Source organism: Nocardia sp. NPDC003963 (assembly GCF_053605105.1).
Map to the genome: position 1 here is coordinate 738,553 of NZ_JBSGIP010000001.1, position 16,434 is coordinate 754,986.

At 68.5% G+C, this 16,434-nt stretch carries 16 protein-coding genes; 4 read left to right on the forward strand and 12 right to left on the reverse strand.

Features of this window, described 5'->3' with window-relative positions; genetic code table 11:
• Window positions 1–7: 7 nt before the first annotated feature.
• The 3 genes from ACWEWT_RS03445 to ACWEWT_RS03455 all read right to left on the reverse strand — a co-directional run bounded on the left by ACWEWT_RS03445 (window position 8) and on the right by ACWEWT_RS03455 (window position 2,169).
• Window positions 8–625: a QsdR family transcriptional regulator gene (locus tag ACWEWT_RS03445; protein ID WP_452555721.1), complete on the reverse strand. Its 618-nt coding sequence runs from the start codon at window positions 623–625 to the stop codon at window positions 8–10.
• Between the two features lie 78 nt (window positions 626–703).
• Window positions 704–1,501, reverse strand: coding sequence for an ABC transporter ATP-binding protein (locus ACWEWT_RS03450; protein ID WP_452555723.1), 798 nt, complete (start codon window positions 1,499–1,501; stop codon window positions 704–706).
• Window positions 1,498–2,169, reverse strand: a complete 672-nt coding sequence (locus ACWEWT_RS03455; RefSeq protein WP_452555725.1) for a FadR/GntR family transcriptional regulator — start codon at window positions 2,167–2,169, stop codon at window positions 1,498–1,500. Before ACWEWT_RS03455 ends, ACWEWT_RS03450 begins: the two co-directional genes overlap by 4 nt.
• 177 nt (window positions 2,170–2,346) lie before the next feature.
• On the opposite strand from ACWEWT_RS03455, the gene ACWEWT_RS03460 reads away from it, so the two are divergent.
• On the forward strand, window positions 2,347–4,110 hold the full coding sequence (locus ACWEWT_RS03460; RefSeq protein ID WP_452555727.1) for a 2-isopropylmalate synthase: 1,764 nt from the start codon (window positions 2,347–2,349) through the stop codon (window positions 4,108–4,110).
• A gap of 12 nt (window positions 4,111–4,122) precedes the next feature.
• Here ACWEWT_RS03460 and ACWEWT_RS03465 read toward each other — a convergent pair whose 3' ends face one another.
• The 6 genes from ACWEWT_RS03465 to ACWEWT_RS03490 form a co-directional block, all read right to left on the reverse strand.
• Entirely contained in the window at window positions 4,123–4,641 is a 519-nt protein-coding gene (locus tag ACWEWT_RS03465; protein WP_452555729.1) for a DinB family protein, read from the reverse strand.
• Between the two features lie 58 nt (window positions 4,642–4,699).
• On the reverse strand, window positions 4,700–6,496 hold the full coding sequence (locus ACWEWT_RS03470; RefSeq protein ID WP_452555731.1) for an acyl-CoA dehydrogenase: 1,797 nt from the start codon (window positions 6,494–6,496) through the stop codon (window positions 4,700–4,702).
• 270 nt (window positions 6,497–6,766) lie between these two features.
• Window positions 6,767–7,066: a hypothetical protein gene (locus ACWEWT_RS03475; protein WP_452555733.1), complete on the reverse strand. Its 300-nt coding sequence runs from the start codon at window positions 7,064–7,066 to the stop codon at window positions 6,767–6,769.
• Between the two features lie 30 nt (window positions 7,067–7,096).
• Complete coding sequence (locus ACWEWT_RS03480; RefSeq protein ID WP_452555735.1) at window positions 7,097–8,062, reverse strand: alpha/beta hydrolase; 966 nt, start codon at window positions 8,060–8,062, stop codon at window positions 7,097–7,099.
• A 39-nt stretch (window positions 8,063–8,101) separates the two neighbouring features.
• Window positions 8,102–8,821, reverse strand: coding sequence for an alpha/beta fold hydrolase (locus tag ACWEWT_RS03485; protein WP_452555737.1), 720 nt, complete (start codon window positions 8,819–8,821; stop codon window positions 8,102–8,104).
• Window positions 8,822–8,926: 105 nt separating this feature from the next.
• Window positions 8,927–9,943: a GlxA family transcriptional regulator gene (locus ACWEWT_RS03490; RefSeq protein WP_452555739.1), complete on the reverse strand. Its 1,017-nt coding sequence runs from the start codon at window positions 9,941–9,943 to the stop codon at window positions 8,927–8,929.
• Between the two features lie 77 nt (window positions 9,944–10,020).
• Here ACWEWT_RS03490 and ACWEWT_RS03495 point away from each other — a divergent pair, with 77 nt between their 5' ends.
• Window positions 10,021–10,608, forward strand: a complete 588-nt coding sequence (locus ACWEWT_RS03495; RefSeq protein WP_452555741.1) for a TetR/AcrR family transcriptional regulator — start codon at window positions 10,021–10,023, stop codon at window positions 10,606–10,608.
• An 83-nt stretch (window positions 10,609–10,691) separates the two neighbouring features.
• Here ACWEWT_RS03495 and cysC read toward each other — a convergent pair whose 3' ends face one another.
• Genes cysC through ACWEWT_RS03510 form a run of 3 tightly spaced genes read right to left on the reverse strand, consistent with a single transcriptional unit; the run spans window position 10,692 to window position 14,406 of the window.
• A complete protein-coding gene (gene cysC / locus ACWEWT_RS03500; protein WP_452555743.1) occupies window positions 10,692–12,530 on the reverse strand; it encodes an adenylyl-sulfate kinase in 1,839 nt (612 codons plus the stop codon).
• The gene (gene cysD, locus ACWEWT_RS03505) at window positions 12,530–13,462 is read right to left on the reverse strand and encodes a sulfate adenylyltransferase subunit CysD (RefSeq protein WP_452555745.1); all 933 of its coding nucleotides are present in this window, start codon (window positions 13,460–13,462) and stop codon (window positions 12,530–12,532) included. Before cysD ends, cysC begins: the two co-directional genes overlap by 1 nt.
• Before the next feature lie 32 nt (window positions 13,463–13,494).
• Window positions 13,495–14,406, reverse strand: a complete 912-nt coding sequence (locus ACWEWT_RS03510) for a helix-turn-helix domain-containing protein (RefSeq protein WP_452555747.1) — start codon at window positions 14,404–14,406, stop codon at window positions 13,495–13,497.
• An 81-nt stretch (window positions 14,407–14,487) separates the two neighbouring features.
• Between ACWEWT_RS03510 and ACWEWT_RS03515 the strand changes: the two genes are divergently transcribed.
• Window positions 14,488–15,651 (forward strand): hypothetical protein, encoded by a 1,164-nt coding sequence (locus ACWEWT_RS03515; protein ID WP_452555749.1) that lies wholly within the window; start codon window positions 14,488–14,490, stop codon window positions 15,649–15,651.
• A complete protein-coding gene (locus ACWEWT_RS03520) occupies window positions 15,651–16,427 on the forward strand; it encodes an SDR family oxidoreductase (protein WP_452555751.1) in 777 nt (258 codons plus the stop codon). The genes ACWEWT_RS03515 and ACWEWT_RS03520 overlap by 1 nt, the downstream gene beginning before the upstream one ends.
• Window positions 16,428–16,434 lie beyond the last annotated feature (7 nt).

Below are 16,434 nucleotides of genomic sequence, written 5' to 3' on the forward strand. Positions count from 1 at the left end.
ACCGAGATCATCGCGGATCTTCGTCCTCGACCGGATCGATGCCCAGCAGTGCCGTCTGGACCTGGTGCAGCCGGTCCACATCGCCGCGCAGACCGGTCACGTTGTCCTGGTAGAGGAATGCCTCGCCGAGCCGCACCAGGGAGTAGGCGAGCAGTGACCGTTCCAGCCGGGGCGCGTAGCCGTCCTGTTCCTCGGCGCGGATGATGAGCCGCTCCACCGCCACGAGGATGCGCGGCTGTACCGGGCCGTCGCTCGCCGTGAGAATGCGCAGGCCGGCCAGCGGCTCGTTCTCGAAATACTGCCGGAACGGTTCGTTCCCGGCCATCCAGCGGTTGACCCGGTCGAGGACGCTGAGGATGCGCCGGGCGCCGGATTCGCGGCGGCGGGCGTCGGCGCGTTCGATGAGGGATTCGAATTCCCCGGCCAGGACGGCGCCCAGGACACCGTCGCGGGAACCGAACCAGCGGTAGATGGAGGCCCGGCTGAGTTTGAGCTGGGCGGCGATCGCTTGGACATCGACCCGTTCCCCGGCCAGGAAGGCCTGGCGGGCCAGTGCTACGACTTCTTCACGGGTGGCCGAGGCCGGGCGGCCGGGCGGTCTGGAGGTGCGGCTCGCGGTGGTCACCTCGTTATGGTACACACATTGCTTCGTGTATCTAAAACCGTGGACGACCCGGTCACGGGCTATCGAGTGTAGAGCGCATCAGACCGGCTGGGCCAGCGGGGACCGCGCGGACCACCGGCCGCCTTCCCGGGTGACCCGGACCGGATGGTCGAAAGCCGTGGAAATATGTGCGGTGGTGATGGTTTCGGCGGCCGGCCCCGCGGCGACCGTGCGGCCGTCCGCGATCAGCAGGGCGTGCCCGGTCGTGGTCGGGAGCTCCTCGAGATGGTGGGTCACCAGGACCGAGGCGAGTTCGGGATGGGTGCGGTCCAGTGAATCGATCGTATGCAGCAGCTGTTCGCGGGCGGCCACATCGAGGCCGGTGGTCGGTTCGTCGAGCAGCAGCAGGCGGGGCGCGGTGATCAAGGCGCGGGCGATGAGGGTGCGCCCGCGTTCGCCCTGCGAGAGGGTGAACCAGTTCCGCTCCGCCTTGGCCGCCATGCCCACGGCATCGAGTGCGGCGGTGGCGGCGTCGATCTGCTCGGCGGTCGCGGTCCAGCGCATCGGGGTGTCGACCGACCCGGTGAGTCCGGTGAGTACGACATCGCGCGCCGGCAGTGGTGAACGCAGCGGGTGCCGGGGGTCGACATGTCCGATCGACCGCCGCAGCTTCTGCAACTCGACACGTCCCAGCTGCGCGCCGAGGACGCGGACGGTACCTGTGGTCGGATGGGTGAGGGCACCGCAGAAGCCGAGCAGGGTGCTCTTGCCCGCGCCGTTCGGGCCGAGCAGGGCCCAGTGCTCACCGGCGCGCACCGTCAGCGAGATGCCGTCGATGATCTGGTTGCCGTCGCGCCGGAAGGTGACATCGGTCAGCTCCAGGACGGGTGTGTTCACGAGAAGGCCTCCTTGATGGCGCGCAGATGATCGCGGCTGAGTGCGGCCGCCGCGTCGGGGTCGCGGGCGGCGACGGCGGCGGCGAGCCGTTCGTGCGCCGCGTGGTCGGCGGGCGGGGAGGGCAGCGGGCGGATGTGCAGCATATCGATCATCGCGATCCGCAGCCGGGGCAGGAAGGTATCGAACAGTTGGATGAGTATGTCGTTGTGCGCGGCCACGATGACGGCCCGGTGGAAAGCCATATCGGCATCGACGTGCTCGGGCACCGACAGTCCCGGTACGGCCCGGGCCGCGAGAGTTCGCCGGATCGTCCGCAGATCGGCGGGGGTGCGCCGATCCGCGGCCAGGGCGGCGGCCTCGGTCTCGATGGCCATCCTGGCCTCGACGACCGTGGCGATACTCGCGCGCCGCACGACGATATCCCAGTCCTCGGCGATATCCAGGGCTGTGACGAATACGCCGGCGCCCTGCCGGCTGCTCAGCACTCCGCGCCCGGCGAGCTCCCGGATGGCCTCGCGCAATGTCGAACGTCCCACGCCGAGCTGGGCCGCGAGCGTTGTCTCGCCGGGTAGTCGATGCCCCAGCGGCCATTCGCCGCCGCGGATCCGGGCGAGCAGGAGTTCGGCCGTCTGCTCGGCCAGCGGATGTCGTCGTACCTGGGAAACCAATTCGAGCCTCGCTACTTGTCTGAGGAGTCGTGTACAGTCTGCCATATGTCGCACCCGGAGCTTCTCCTCGACCGCCACGGCGGGGCCTGATCGATCGGCCGCCCCGCCGTGGGGTTGTCGTCGGCCGATCACCGTCGCGGAGACGGCCGAACGAACAGGAAATCCGGAGAGCGCCCCATGGCCACGCAGGCCCATCCCACCATCGATACTCCCGCCGGTCCGATCCCCGGCGACGCGCCACAGTGGTACCGGCAGCGGCATTCCCAGCTGCCCTCGCACCGGTACCGGGACAGCTACGACCGGGTGGATATCCCCGTCGCCGAACGCCGGTGGCCGCAGGCCCGGATCGACCGGGCGCCGTTGTGGGTCCCGGTGGATCTGCGCGACGGCAACCAGGCCCTGGCCGAGCCGATGGACCCGGATCGCAAGATGCGGTTCTTCACCATGCTCGTCGCCATGGGCTACAAGGAGATCGAGGTCGGCTATCCCTCGGCCTCCAGGGCCGATTTCGATTTCGTCCGGATGCTGGCCGATACCGGTGCGGTTCCACCGGATGTGACCCCGGTGGTGTTCACCCCCGCCCGGCGCGATCTCATCGCCCGTACCGTGGACTCGGTCCGCGGGATGGACAACGAGGTGGTGATCCACCTGTACACCGCCACCGCGCCCATCTGGCGGGACACCGTGCTGGGCAAGGACGCCGGAGCCGTGCGCGAGCTGATCCTGGCCGGTGCCCGCGATGTGCTCGAATTCGCCGCGGACCTGCCCCGGGTGCGTTTCCAGTTCTCTCCGGAGGTGTTCAACCAGACCGAACCCGGGTACGTGCTCGAGATCTGCGACAGCGTGACCGAATTGTGGCAGGCCACACCGGAACGTCCGGTGACGCTGAACCTGCCGGCCACGGTGGAGATCGCGACACCCAATGTGTACGCCGATCAGATCGAGTACATGCACCGCAACCTCGCCCGCCGGGACAGCATCGTGCTGTCGGTACATCCGCACAACGACCGCGGTACGGGTGTGGCCTGTGCCGAACTCGCGGTGCTGGCCGGGGCACAGCGGGTGGAGGGCTGCGTATTCGGCAACGGCGAACGTACCGGGAATGTCGATATCGCCACGCTGGCGCTGAATCTGCACGCCCAGGGGGTGGACCCCATGATCGATTTCTCCGATATCGACGAGATCCGCCGCACCGTCGAGTACTGCACCCGGCTGCCCGTTCATCCCCGCCACCCCTATGTGGGCGATCTGGTGCACACCGCGTTCTCCGGGACTCATCAGGACGCGATCAAGAAGGGTTTCGCCGAACACCGGACCCGGGCCGCGGTCACCGGGCGTGCCGAACGCGAGATCGAGTGGCGCGTACCGTATCTGCCCATCGACCCGGCCGATATCGGCCGCAGCTACGACGCCGTGGTCCGGGTCAACTCACAGTCCGGTAAGGGCGGTATCGCCTATCTGCTGGCCACCGAATTCGGACTGGAACTGCCGCGCCGGCTGCAGATCGACTTCGCCGCGCGGGTGCAGGGCCATGTCGACGGGACCGGCGGCGAGGTGAGCGCCGCCGAGTTGCGTGCCCTGTTCGACGCGGCCTATATCGACGCCGTCGAGCCGCCGGACGTGCAGTTGAAGGATCTGCGGGTGTCCGGGCCGGACCGGGGCTCGGTTGTCGCGGTGGGGCTGGTGGTCGGCGGCCGCGCCCACCGTACCGAGCACGCGGGCGTCGATCCGGTGGACGCGGTGGTCAGCGCCCTCGCGGCGGCCGGTCGCGATATCGAGGTCCTGGCCCTGACCGGCCATCGTGTGGCCGGTCATGACATCGCCTACCTCGAGTACCGGCGCGGCGGCCGGACCGGATGGTCGTGTGCGCGTGGGGATTCGGCGGCGGCCGCCGGGGTGGCGGCGGCGGTGCGCGCGGCGGCCGGTACCGGACCGGCCTGACCGGGACGCGGCTCAGTCGCCCACGCGGCCGTCGATCCGTTCGCGCAGCAGATCGGCGTGGCCGTTGTGGCGCGCGTATTCCTCGATGAGGTGCAGATACACCCAGCGCAGGCTGTACTCGGTCCCGTTGGGATGACGGCAGCGGTGGTCGAGCGCGAGACCGGCCACCGTCGCGTCGGCCAGCTCGATCTCCCGCCGGTACACGGCGAAATCAGCAGCGGGGTCGGCGGATTCGACATTGTCGAAATCTCCGTCCGGGTCGGCGGCCGAACAGTACAGGTAGTCCAACTGTTCGCCGGCGGCCGCCATCCGGAGCCAGCCGCGCTCCACCTCGGCCAGATGCCGCACCAGACCGTGCAGTGACAGTCCCGACGGGGGCGCACTGCGGTGCGCGAGTTGTGCGGCGTCCAGGCCGGCGCATCGGTGCAGCAGTATCCGCCGGTGGCGGTCCAGCCAGGACTGCAGCATCGGCCGTTCCATACCGTTGGGCACGGTATCGACGAGATTCACCGGGGGCGCGATCCAGCTCATCCGGTCACCGTATCGGCGGGCGCCAGTTCTTTTCGGCCGGAGCGGCCCGCCGCCGGTATCAGAACCAGCTCTCGCGCATATCGAGGGTCGTGGTGTCGAGATCGGCGAGGAGATCGAGTTGCGGGCCCGTCCGGGGGAGTTCGTGCCGGAAGAAATAGCGGGCGGCATGTCGTTTCCCGGCGTAGAAGTCACCGTCGCGGCCGTGGGCGGCGACGGTCTGCGACAGCCAGATCCAGGCCACCACGTGGTGGCCGAACGCCTCCAGATAGACCGAGCTGTTGGCCAGCGTCACCTCGATATCACCGGTGGCGAACAGGCCGCCGGTGACGGTGACCAACCGGGTCCAGGACTTGTCGAGCCGGTCGGCCAGATCGGCGGTCTCACCGCCGAGTTCCTGTGCGGCGGCGACGGTCGCCCGGATCCTGGTATCGAGTTCGCGCAGACTCGCACCGGACTGCTGGGTCACTTTGCGGCCCAGCAGATCCAGTCCCTGAATACCGTGCGTGCCCTCGTGGATCGGGTTGAGCCGGTTGTCGCGGTAGTGCTGTTCGACGTTGTACTCCCGGGTGTAGCCGTAGCCGCCGAGTACCTGGATGGCGAGATCGTTGGCGGTCAGGCACCACTGGGAGGGCCAGCTCTTGGCGATCGGGGTGAGGATGTCCAGCAGCAGGGTGAGCGCGCGGCGTTCGTCGTCGGTGCCGGCGGTGTGCTGTTCGTCGATGAGGCGGGCGCAGTACAGCACCAGCGCCAGGCCGCCCTCGGCGTAGCTCTTCTGTGCCAGCAACATCCGCCGGACATCCGCGTGCTCGATGATGGGACGCTGTGGTGCGGTGGGATCCGCGGCGCCCTTGGTGCGGCCCTGTGGACGGTCGCGGGCGTACTCCAGCGATTCGAGGTAACCGGTGTAGCCGAGCGCCGCGGCGACCAGTCCCACTCCGCTGCGCGCCTCGTTCATCATGTGGAACATGTATTTCAGGCCCTGGTGCGGTTCGCCGACCAGGTAGCCGATCGCGCCGGGGGCGCCACCGGGCGTCCAGCGGCCCTCACCGAAATTGAGCACCGTGTTGACGGTGCCGCGGAAACCCATCTTGTGGTTGAGCCCGGCCAGGGCCACATCGTTGCGTTCGCCGCGGGAGCCGTCCGCGGCCACCAGGTAGCGCGGCACCACGAACAGCGAGATTCCCCGGGTGCCCGCCGGGCCGCCCGGGATCTTGGCGAGCACCAGGTGCACGATGTTCTCGCCGAGTTCGTGATCGCCGCCGGAGATCCACATCTTGGTACCGAAGACCCGGTAGCTACCGTCGTCGCGCGGTTCGGCACGGGTGACGATATCGGCGAGGGAGGAACCGGCCTGGGGTTCGGACAGGCACATGGTGCCGAAATAGCGACCCTCGAGCATGGGCGGGACGAAACGCTCTACCACCTCGGCACCGGCGTGGGCGATGAGCAGATTGGCGTTGCCGATGGTGAGCAGCGGATAGGCGCTGGTCCCGGGATTGGCGGCGTGGAACCAGGCGAAGGCCGCCTGGGCGACCGCGGCCGGCAGCTGCGCGCCACCGAGATCGTTGTCCATGGTCGCACCGATCATGCCGGCGTCGGCGAACGCGGTCAGCGCTGTGCGGACCTCCGGGATGATGGTGACCGTTTCGCCGTCGAAGCTGGGTTCGTGGGCGTCGTTGAGCTTGTTGTGGGTGGCGAAGTACCTGGTGGCCAGCTGTTCGCTCAGTTCGAGTACGGCGTCGAAGGTCTGGCGCGAATGGTCGGAGAAACGCGGCCGCCCGGTGAGGTTCTCGATATCGAGCCATTCGTAGAGCAGGAATTCGAGGTCGCGCCGGGACAGCAGAGTAGACCGCATAACCACCCTTTCGGTACAAGTTGTCGTCAGAGTATCAAATACTGGCAGTGGTGATCAGCTGCGGATCACCGCCCTCCCCGGCGGCGCCGGACGGGTCCAGAGTAGTGATCACGCCCGTTCTCGGTATCGAGATGCACAGGTCCGCGGGAGGCCGCCACCCGGTGCCCCGGCGCCGCGGTGGAAATCCGGGCGCGACGATCCGGTCCGGCACGATGCCTTCGGTCCCGCCCCTGGTGGTCGGTGCGTTCGGACCGGTGCGCGGCCGTTCGCTCAGGCCGCGCCGGGCGGACCGTCCGAGCGGGTGGCCCGGTCGTCGTAGGCCAGCCGTGCCGCGGCGATGGTTCGACTGTGCCGGTCGGCCCATCCCGTGAGTGTCAGCAAACTCTCGTAGAGTTCGCGGGCCATCGGTGTCGCCGCATATTCGGTCCTGGGCGGCTTCGCGCCGGCGGTCCGGGGTTCGGGTGATCGGTCGCCGACAGTGGCCGGTTCGCCGAACCCTCGCTCCCGTCCGGATCCGTGGCCGGGTGTGGCCGCTTCGCTGTCTTCGTGCGAGACGGGCGAAGCGGCCACGGAGCTTCTTTGTGGAGGCGACCGCGCCGGTCAGTCGGTGTGCAGGGCCTCGCGCAGGACTGCGACGGCCTGGGCGACCGCGGCCCGGGCGGCCTGCGTCCCGTGCATCGAGTTGACCATCACGAAATCGTGCACGATCCCGCCGTAGCGGGTCTGCGTCACCGGGACCCCCGCGTCCCGGAGTTTGCCCGCGAAGGCCTCACCTTCGTCGCGCAGGACATCGGCCTCGGCGGTGATCACCAGCGCGGGCGGCAGCCCCTCGAGTTGTTCGCGGGTGGCGCGCAGCGGGGACGCCGTGATCTGTGCCCGGTCGGCCTCGCTGGTCGTGTACTGGTCCCAGAACCACTTCATTCCCTCCCGGGTGAGGAAGTAGCCCTCCGCGAACTGCCGATAGGAGCCGGTATCGAAGGCTGCGTCGGTGACCGGGTAGAACAGCACCTGCTGGACGAAGGAGATATCGCCGCGTTCCTTGGCCATCAGGGTCAGCGCGATGGCCATATTGCCGCCTACCGAATCACCCGCGACCGCGATCCGGGCCGGGTCGAGACCCTTCTCCGCGCCGTGTGCGCGTACCCACTGGGCGACGCGATAGGACTGTTCGTTGGCGACGGGATAGCGAACGTCGGGGGAGCGGTCGTACTCCGGGAAGACCACCGCCGCACCGACTCCGACCGCGAGATCGCGGACCAGGCGGTCGTGGGTGTGGGCGTCGCCGAAAACCCAGCCGGCGCCGTGGGTGTAGACGATCACGGGCAGCGGGCCGGTCGCGTCGGGCGGGGTGACGATCCGGGCCCGCACCGAACCCGTCGGCCCGCCCTCGACGGTGATCCATTCCTCGGCGACCTCGGGTTTGTCGATCGGTGAATCCTGTACCGAATCCACCGCCTTACGTCCCTCCTCGGGCGGCAACTGGTAGAGGAACGGCGGCTGTGAGGTCGCGTCGACGAACTCCTGTGCGGCCTGTTCGAGCGAGATGTTCAGCGGATTTCCGGTCACTGTGGATGTACCTTCCGGGTTGTCGAATGGAACAGCGGGTCAGGCGAGTTCGGTGAGCGCGCCGGTGATGACGGCGGCCACCTCGCCGGGGTGGGTGTGCATCACCAGATGCGGTGCGTCGATCTCCACGATCGAGCGCAGGGCGGCGCGGCGGTACCCGAATCGTTCGACATCCGGGTTGATGGTGTGATCGGCCGCGGAGACGATGCCCCAGCCCGGTTTCGTTCTCCAGGCCGCGGCACCGGCGGGCTCGGTGAAGGCGGCCGCCGACAGCGGCCGCTGGGCGACGGCCAGCGTCGCGGCCGTGCGGGGATCCAGTCCCGCCGCGAAAACCTCGGGGAAGGCCGCCGGGTCCACCCACACATCGGTGCCGGGTTCGCCGCCGGGCTCGGCGGGTGCGGGGGTGTAGACGAGATGAGCGGCCAGTGCGGAATCCGGGAAACCGCCCTGCAACTGCCCGAGGCTCTCCCCCTCGGTGAGGGCGTAGCCGGAGACATAGACCAGGCCGATGACATTGTCGGCCGCTCCGGCGACCGTGATGACCGCGCCGCCGTAGGAGTGCCCGGCCAGCAGCACCGGCCCCTCGATCCGTTCGACGAGGGAGCGGATCCCGGCCGCGTCGGCGGCGAGGCTGCGTCCGGCCACCGGCGGGGCGGTGACCCGGTAGCCGTCGGCGAGCAATCGCTCGATGACCGGATGCCAGCTGGAGGCATCGGCGAAGGCGCCGTGCACGAGGACGATGGTCGGAGCGAGGGGCATCGGGTTTCTCTCTGTCGTGCGGATCGGCGCGGTGTGTGCGCTGGATCCAGCTTTGCCGCGGCGACCCGGTTCGCGCCCCTCGCTACCGGCCGTGAAACCCTCCGATCAGGACGCGGCCGCGGTGATCTCCGGCGCGGCGGGTGCGAGCGCGCCGGTGGACCGGAACTGCTGCTGGTATTTGCGCGGCGAGATACCCAGGCGGGCGACGAATGCGCGGCGCAGGGCCTCGCTGCTGCCGTAGCCCGCGGCCATGGCGGCCTCGGTGACCGTATGGCCAGCGTGCAACATATCGCGGGCCGTGCCGAATCGGATGAACGCGACGTATTCGGCCGGTGAGTGTTGCAGTTCGGCGCGGAAGAGTCGCGTCAGATGGCGAACGCTGACCCGCGCGTGGTCGGCCAGTGTCCGGACGGTGTGCGGGAAAGCGGGGTCCGCGCAGATCAGATCGACCACCTTACGTACCAGCGGGCTACGGGGGAGTGGGCCGCTCAGCGAGGCGGAGAACTGTGATTGGCCGCCCGCGCGCTGCATCGGGACCACCATCAGCTGCGCGATCCGCCGGGCGATATCCGCCCCGTGGTCCTCCTCCACGATCGCCAGCGCCAGATCGATACCGGCGGCGACACCGGCCGAGCTGTACAGCGTGCCGTCGCGGACGAAGATCGCATCGGGTTCCACGACGGCGGCGGGATAGCGGCGGGCCAGATCCGCCGCGTACTTCCAGTGGGTCGTGGCGCGGCGGCCGTCGAGGACACCGAGTTCGGCCAGGACGAAGGCGCCGCTGCAGATGGAGGCGAGTCGCCGGGTGTGCCAGGACAGCCGGCGGGCCGCCGCGAGTACCTCGGGGGTGACGAATCTGGAGGGTGGCAGTTCGCTGCCGGGGATGATCACGGTGTCGAAGCGACCCGCGTGGGCGGCCGCGGCGCTCACTTCCGTGCGCGCGCCCAGGGAGGTCTGCACACTGTTGCCGTCGGGTGAGATCAGCACGATCTCGTATCCGGATACGGCCTGGCCGGCCTCGACGAACACCTCGGCGGGGCCCACGAAATCGAGTGCCTTCACCCCGTCGAAGACGAGAATGCCGATCCGCCTCCGGGCAGAGCCCACCGCATCACACACCATGGTCCGAGTATTCTGGAGTCACGCCTCCAGAACAAGCGATGTGGGCGATCTCGCAGCACGATTGGTACGGTGAGCGCATGGGACGGCCGCGACAGTTCGACGAGCCGCGCCTCCTGGAAGCGGCCACGGAACTGTTCTGGTCGCGGGGGTTCGACGATACGTCGGTGGGGGATGTGTCGGCGGCGACCGGAATCGGCAACGGCAGTATCTACGCCGCGTACGGCAGTAAACGAGGATTGTTCCTCGCCGCCTTCGAGCAGTACTGCGAGGGGCGCGCCCGGTTCGTCCGCGCGGTGATCATCGGTGCCCCCGGCTCCGCCCGTGACGCGGTCCGCACGCTGCTGCGCGCGATCATCGACGATTGCGCCGGGCAGCCGGACCGGCGCGGCTGTCTGATGCTCAACAGCGTCGCACAACTGGGCCGGCGGATGCCGGAGGTCGTCGCCCTCGGGGAACGCACGACATCGGCCATGGAAGCCGCGGTCGCGGAAGGGCTCGCGAACCGCTCCGGAACCGACCTCGACGCCGCCACCTTTTCCGCGCACTGCGCCGGTGTCGTGGTGATGGCCCAGGGCCTGATCCAGCTCAGCCGGCTGGGCGCCCCCGTCGAACGGCTACAGGCGATCGCCGATGTATCGGGCGGGACGCTGCTGACGGTCGAATGACCGTCGTCGCGAGATGGCACCGGCGAATGCCGTCGGCGGCGGGGTTTCCGTCGCGGCACTCGCCGGTGTTCGAACCATCTCCGTCAGGCATTGTCCTCGTGGGCGAGCAACGCCAGGATCGCCGCGGCCATCGCGGCCGGATCACCGTCTTCCGGACGGAGCACCAGCGCCGGGGCGGTCGGTGCCTCGTAGGGATCGTCGATACCGGTGAAGCCGCGGACTTCCCCGGCACGGGCCTTCGCGTAGAGCCCTTTGGGGTCCCGGGCCTCGCACACCTCGAGCGGGGTGTCCACGAAGACCTCGACGAACGAGATTCCGGCGGTGTCGTGGGTGGCGCGGGCTCGGTCGCGATCGGCCCGGTAGGGGCTGATGAGCGAGACGATGGCGACGGTCCCGGATTCGGCGAACAGCCGCGCGACCTCGCCCACCCGGCGGATGTTCTCGGTGCGATCGGCCGCGCTGAAACCCAGGTCGTTGTTGAGACCGTGGCGCAGGTTGTCGCCGTCGAGCAGGAATGCCGGGCGCCCGGCGGCGACCAGCCGCCGCTCGAGCTCCACCGCCACCGACGATTTTCCGGACCCCGACAGTCCGGTGAGCCAGACGGTCAGACCGCGGGTCGCGCGTTCGGATCGTTCGACCGCGCTCGCATGCCAGACCACCCGCGAGGAGGGCAGGCTGGGCCCGGTGATCATCCCGGCGCCCACCGTATCGCCGGTCACGTCGTCGACCAGCAGGAAACTACCCGTGGTGCGGTTGCGTCGGTAGGGGTCGAACTGCAGCGGCTGCCGGGTGCGCAACTGCACCCGGCCGATCTCGTTGAGCGACAGTGCGGGCGCGTTCTCGTCCCGGTGCAGGGTGTTCACGTCGAGCCGGTAGTCCAGCGCGCGGATCTGCGCGGGCACACTGCGCGTGGTGTGCCGGACTGTGTAGGAGGCTCCGGGCCGCAGCTCGGCCTCATCGCTGAACCAGCAGACCATCGTGTCCAGATCCCGGCTGACCTGCGGCCGGTTGGCGGGGCGGCAGAGCATATCGCCGCGGCCGATATCGAGCTGATCGGCGAGCCCGACGGTCACCGCCTGCGGCGGGAATGCCTGGTCGAGCGGGTCCCCGCCGGGGCCCCAGATCCCGGTGACGGTGGTGGTGAGACCCGAAGGGAGCACGGTGATCTCGTCGCCCGGGGACCAGACACCGCTGGCGATGGTGCCCGCGTAGCCACGGAAATCCGGTGTGTGGCTGCGGATCACGTACTGGACCGGGAGCCGGGCGTCGATGAGATTGCGGTCCGATGCGATATGCACTTCTTCGAGATGGTGCAGCAGCGGGGTGCCTTCGTACCAGTCCATGGTGGCGCTGCGGTGCACGATATTGTCGCCGTGCAGCGCCGACATCGGGATGAAGGTCAGATCGGCGATCTGCAGGCGCGAGGCGAAACCGGCGAATTCGTCACGGATCTCGGCGAACCGTTGCGCCGAGTAGCCCACCAGATCCATCTTGTTGACACACAGCACCAGGTGCGGGACGCCCAGCAGCGAGGCCAGGAACGCGTGCCGCCGGGTCTGCTCGACCACGCCGTACCGGGCATCCACCAGGATCAGCGCGAGATCCGCGGTGGAGGCGCCGGTGACCATGTTCCGGGTGTACTGCACATGCCCCGGGGTATCGGCGATGATGAATTTGCGTCGCGGTGTGGCGAAATAGCGGTGCGCGACATCGATGGTGATGCCCTGCTCGCGTTCGGCGCGCAGGCCGTCGGTGAGCAGCGCGAGATCGGGGTAGTCCTGGCCGCGTTCACGGCTGGTGCGTTCCACCGCGTCGAGCTGATCGGTGAACAGGGTTTTGGAATCGAAGAGGAGCCGTCCGATCAGCGTGGACTTACCGTCGTCGACGCTGCCCGCGGTGGCCAGGCGCAGCAGGGTGCTCATCAGAAGTAGCCCTCTCGTTTACGGTCTTCCATCCCGGCCTCGGAGATCCGGTCGTCGGCGCGGGTCGCGCCCCGTTCGGTGACCCGCGCGGTCGCGACTTCCTCGACGACCTCGGCGGGGGCGGCGGCGGTGGATTCCACACAGCCGGTGCAGGTGGCATCGCCGACGGTGCGGAAACGCACCAGCGCCTCCTGCGGTTCCTCGCCGTCGAGCAGGGTCAGGAACCGGGTGTGCGCCAGCAGCATGCCGTCGCGCTGCACCACCGGGCGGCGGTGCGCGTAGTACAGCGACGGCAGTTCGATGCCCTCGCTCGCGATATAGGTCCAGATATCGAGTTCGGTCCAGTTGGACAGCGGGAAAACCCGGATATGTTCGCCCGGGCGATGTTTGCCGTTGTAGAGATTCCACAGTTCGGGGCGCTGCCGGCGCGGGTCCCACTGCCCGTACTCGTCGCGGAAGCTGAAGACCCGCTCCTTGGCCCGCGCCTTCTCCTCGTCGCGCCGGGCACCGCCGAAGACCGCGTCGAACCGGCCCTCGCGCAGCGAGCGCAGCAGGGTGGCGGTCTGCAACCGGTTGCGGCTGGCCCGGGGACCGGTGTCCTCGGTGACGCGACCGGCGTCGATATCGTCCTGGACCCGGCCGACGAGCAGGCGTAATCCGTACTTAGCGACGGCCGCGTCGCGATAGTCGATCACCTCGTCGAAGTTGTGCCCGGTATCGATGTGCAGGATCGGGAACGGGACCGGGGCCGGCCAGAACGCCTTGGTGGCCAGATGCAGCATCACCACGGAGTCCTTGCCGCCGGAGAACAGCAGGACTGGACGTTCGAAGGTTGCGGCCACCTCCCGGAGGATATGGACGGATTCGGCCTCGAGTGCGGCCTGATGCGAGAGCTCGTATGTACTCGCCGCCGACTTCGTGTGCTGGCTCACGCCTAAAAACTAGAACACGTTTCTATGTGCGGTCAACGGTTTCTCGGCGGGCGTCCGCCCGCCGCGGCGGTCACCGCGTCGGCCGCGGCCACCAGGGCGGTGCCCCGGCGGGCGATTTCGGCCCCGGTGATCGGTTTGCCGACGTACATGGTGAGCACCAGTTGCTGGCGGCCGTCGGTGTCGTAGGTCGGCGCGGCCAGCAGGCTCACCGGATGCTCCTTGCGCGGCCGCAGGTCGGAGCCCAGATAGACCCGTTCGCCGAGGGTGGTGACCAGTTCGGCGACCGCGGTGCGCAGCTGTTCGGGTAATTCGTGCCCGGCCACCCCGGCCAGTAGCGAGTACAGCTGCCGGCCCGCGCCGGTCATGCTCTCCACCAGGTAGCCGCGGTCCCGGCATTCGGCCATGATCCGGCGCAGCAGCGCCTCGTCCTGGCGCAGCGGAACGGTCGGCGCGGTGTTCAGCCACGCGTCGAAGGCGGCTTCGGTATCCCAGAGCACATACATGAGCCCGACCGGCGGCGCGAAGCGGTAGGTGGCGCCGACCTGCACCATCGCCGGGCCGGCGCTGTCCAGAACGCTGATCCGCTCGCCGACCACGGCCGAGGCGGTGCAGGTGGTGCCGTACACCGCGCTCAGGCGTTCCAGCTCGGGATGCGCGAGTGCCGCGATGGAGAAACTCTCCTGGGCCACCCGGCCGGCGGCGATGAGGGCCGGGCCGGGGCCGTATTCGCGGGTCCGTGGATCGCGGGTCAGATAGCCGGCCGCGGCGAGTTCGGTCAGGATGCCCAGGCAGGTGGGTTTGGCGATACCCAGTTCACGGGCCATTTCGGAGAGTCCGGTGCGGCGGCCGCGCCGGGCGACGACGTAATCGAGTACCTGGACGACCCGCTGGGTGGGAGCGGAGCGCCGGCCGACTTCACGGACCTCCGATATTCCTGCTGACATTGACCGCTCCTAGAACAGGTTCTAATCTTCTCGGTATCGCAATGTACCAGGGCGGTACATATATGGAACACCGGGAGTATCGTGCTGACCCAGCCGTTCGCGGACTCGATCGCCGCCGCCGAGGAAATCATCAGAAATGCCCCGCATATCCGCACCGAACAGGATCTCGCCGAGGGCTACGACTACCTGGCGGGCAGTATCCGCGCCGCCATCCAGATGTCGTGGGCCTTCGAACGGGACTTCCCGTTCTTCGTCCAGTCCACCGGCCCCTACACCAAGATGGGACTGGACAACCCGGACACCCTCTACTGGCACGCGAATCTGCGCCCCGATGCCGAATACGTGGTCACCGGGACTCGCGGCACCACCCGTGACCTCAGCTTTCAGGTCCTCAACGGCAACTATTCGCCGACCGAGGTCCCCGGCGGGGAAACCGCCTTCGACGACCGCTCCATCGATATCGCCGCCGACGGCAACTACGAACTGACCCTGGGCCCGGGGCCGGGCGGGCGCAACCATATCCAGCTCGCCGCCGACTCCACCATGCTGGCGGTGCGCGAGGTCTACGGTGACTGGGCGAACGAGAAAGCGGGCACCGTCCGCATCAGCCGAGTCGAGACCGTGGGCTCGGCCCCGCCCGCGATCACCTCCGACCTGATGGCGAAACGCTACGAGGTCGCGGGCAAGATGCTGGTGTCCCGGTTGAAGACCTTCCTCGCCTTCCCGGAATGGTTCTATCTGAACCTGCCGGTCAACACCATGACCGAACCGCGGCGCACGCCGGGTGGGCTGTCCACCCAGTTCTCCTCGGTCGGCCACTACGACCTCACCGACGACCAGGTGATGATCCTGACCGTCCCGAAATCCGACGCGCCCTACCAGGGCTTCCAGCTCGGCAGCATGTGGTACCTGTCGCTGGACTACATCAACCACCAGACCAGCCTCAACGCCGATCAGGCGAACGTCGATCCGGACGGCATGATCCGGCTGGTCATCAGCGAACGTGATCCGGGCCTGATCAACTGGATCGAACGCACCGGACACGAACGCGCCTATCTGCAGTTCCGCTGGCAGCGGCTGGCCCGTGAGATGACACCCGAGGACGGGCCTGCGGTCGAACTGGTGTCCTTCGACGAACTGCCGGATCGGCTGCCCTATTACAAGGAGTCGCGGATCACCCAGCCCGACTGGAGGGCACGGATCGCGGGCCGGCAGGCCGCGGTGGCCGAGAGGATGCTCGGCTGATGCTGTTGCGGGACAAGGTCGTCGTGGTCTCGGGCATCGGCCCGGGGCTGGGGCAGGCCATCGCGGTGCAGAGTGCGCGCGCCGGTGCCGATGTGGTGCTGGCCTCGCGCACCGAGAAGCGGCTGCGCAAGGTCGCCGCCCAGATCGAGGAACTCGGCCGCCGCGCCCTGGTGGTGCCCACCGATATCACCGACGACGATGCGGCCGGGAATCTCGTCGGTGCCGCCGTCGCGGAGTTCGGACGGATCGACGCGCTGGTGAACAATGCTTTCGCCATGCCCCCGATGGTCGGCCTCGCCGACGTGGCCTTCGACGATCTGCGGACCACCCTGGAAACGAATGTGTTCGCCGCGCTGCGGTTGACCCGCCTGTTCGCCCCCGCGCTCGCCGAGAGCAACGGATCGGTGGTGATGATCAATTCGGCGGTACTGCGGCATTCGCGCCTGCCCTACGGCCCCTACAAGATGGCCAAGACCACCCTGCTCGCGCTCGCGCAGAGCCTGGCCACCGAACTGGGCCCGCGCGGGATCCGGGTCAATTCCGTAGCGCCGGGCTGGATCTGGGCCGACACCCTGAAATGGTATTTCGACTATCTGGCGAACGAGCGCGGGGTGAGCGCGGACGATATCTACACCGAGACGGCCGCCGATATCGACCTGCGCCGCCTGCCCGAACCCGACGAGATCGCCGACGCCGTCGTCTTCTTCGCCTCCGAGATGTCGCGGGCGATCACCGGTACCTGTCTCGATGTGAACTGCGGCGAATTCCACCACTGAGGAGTAA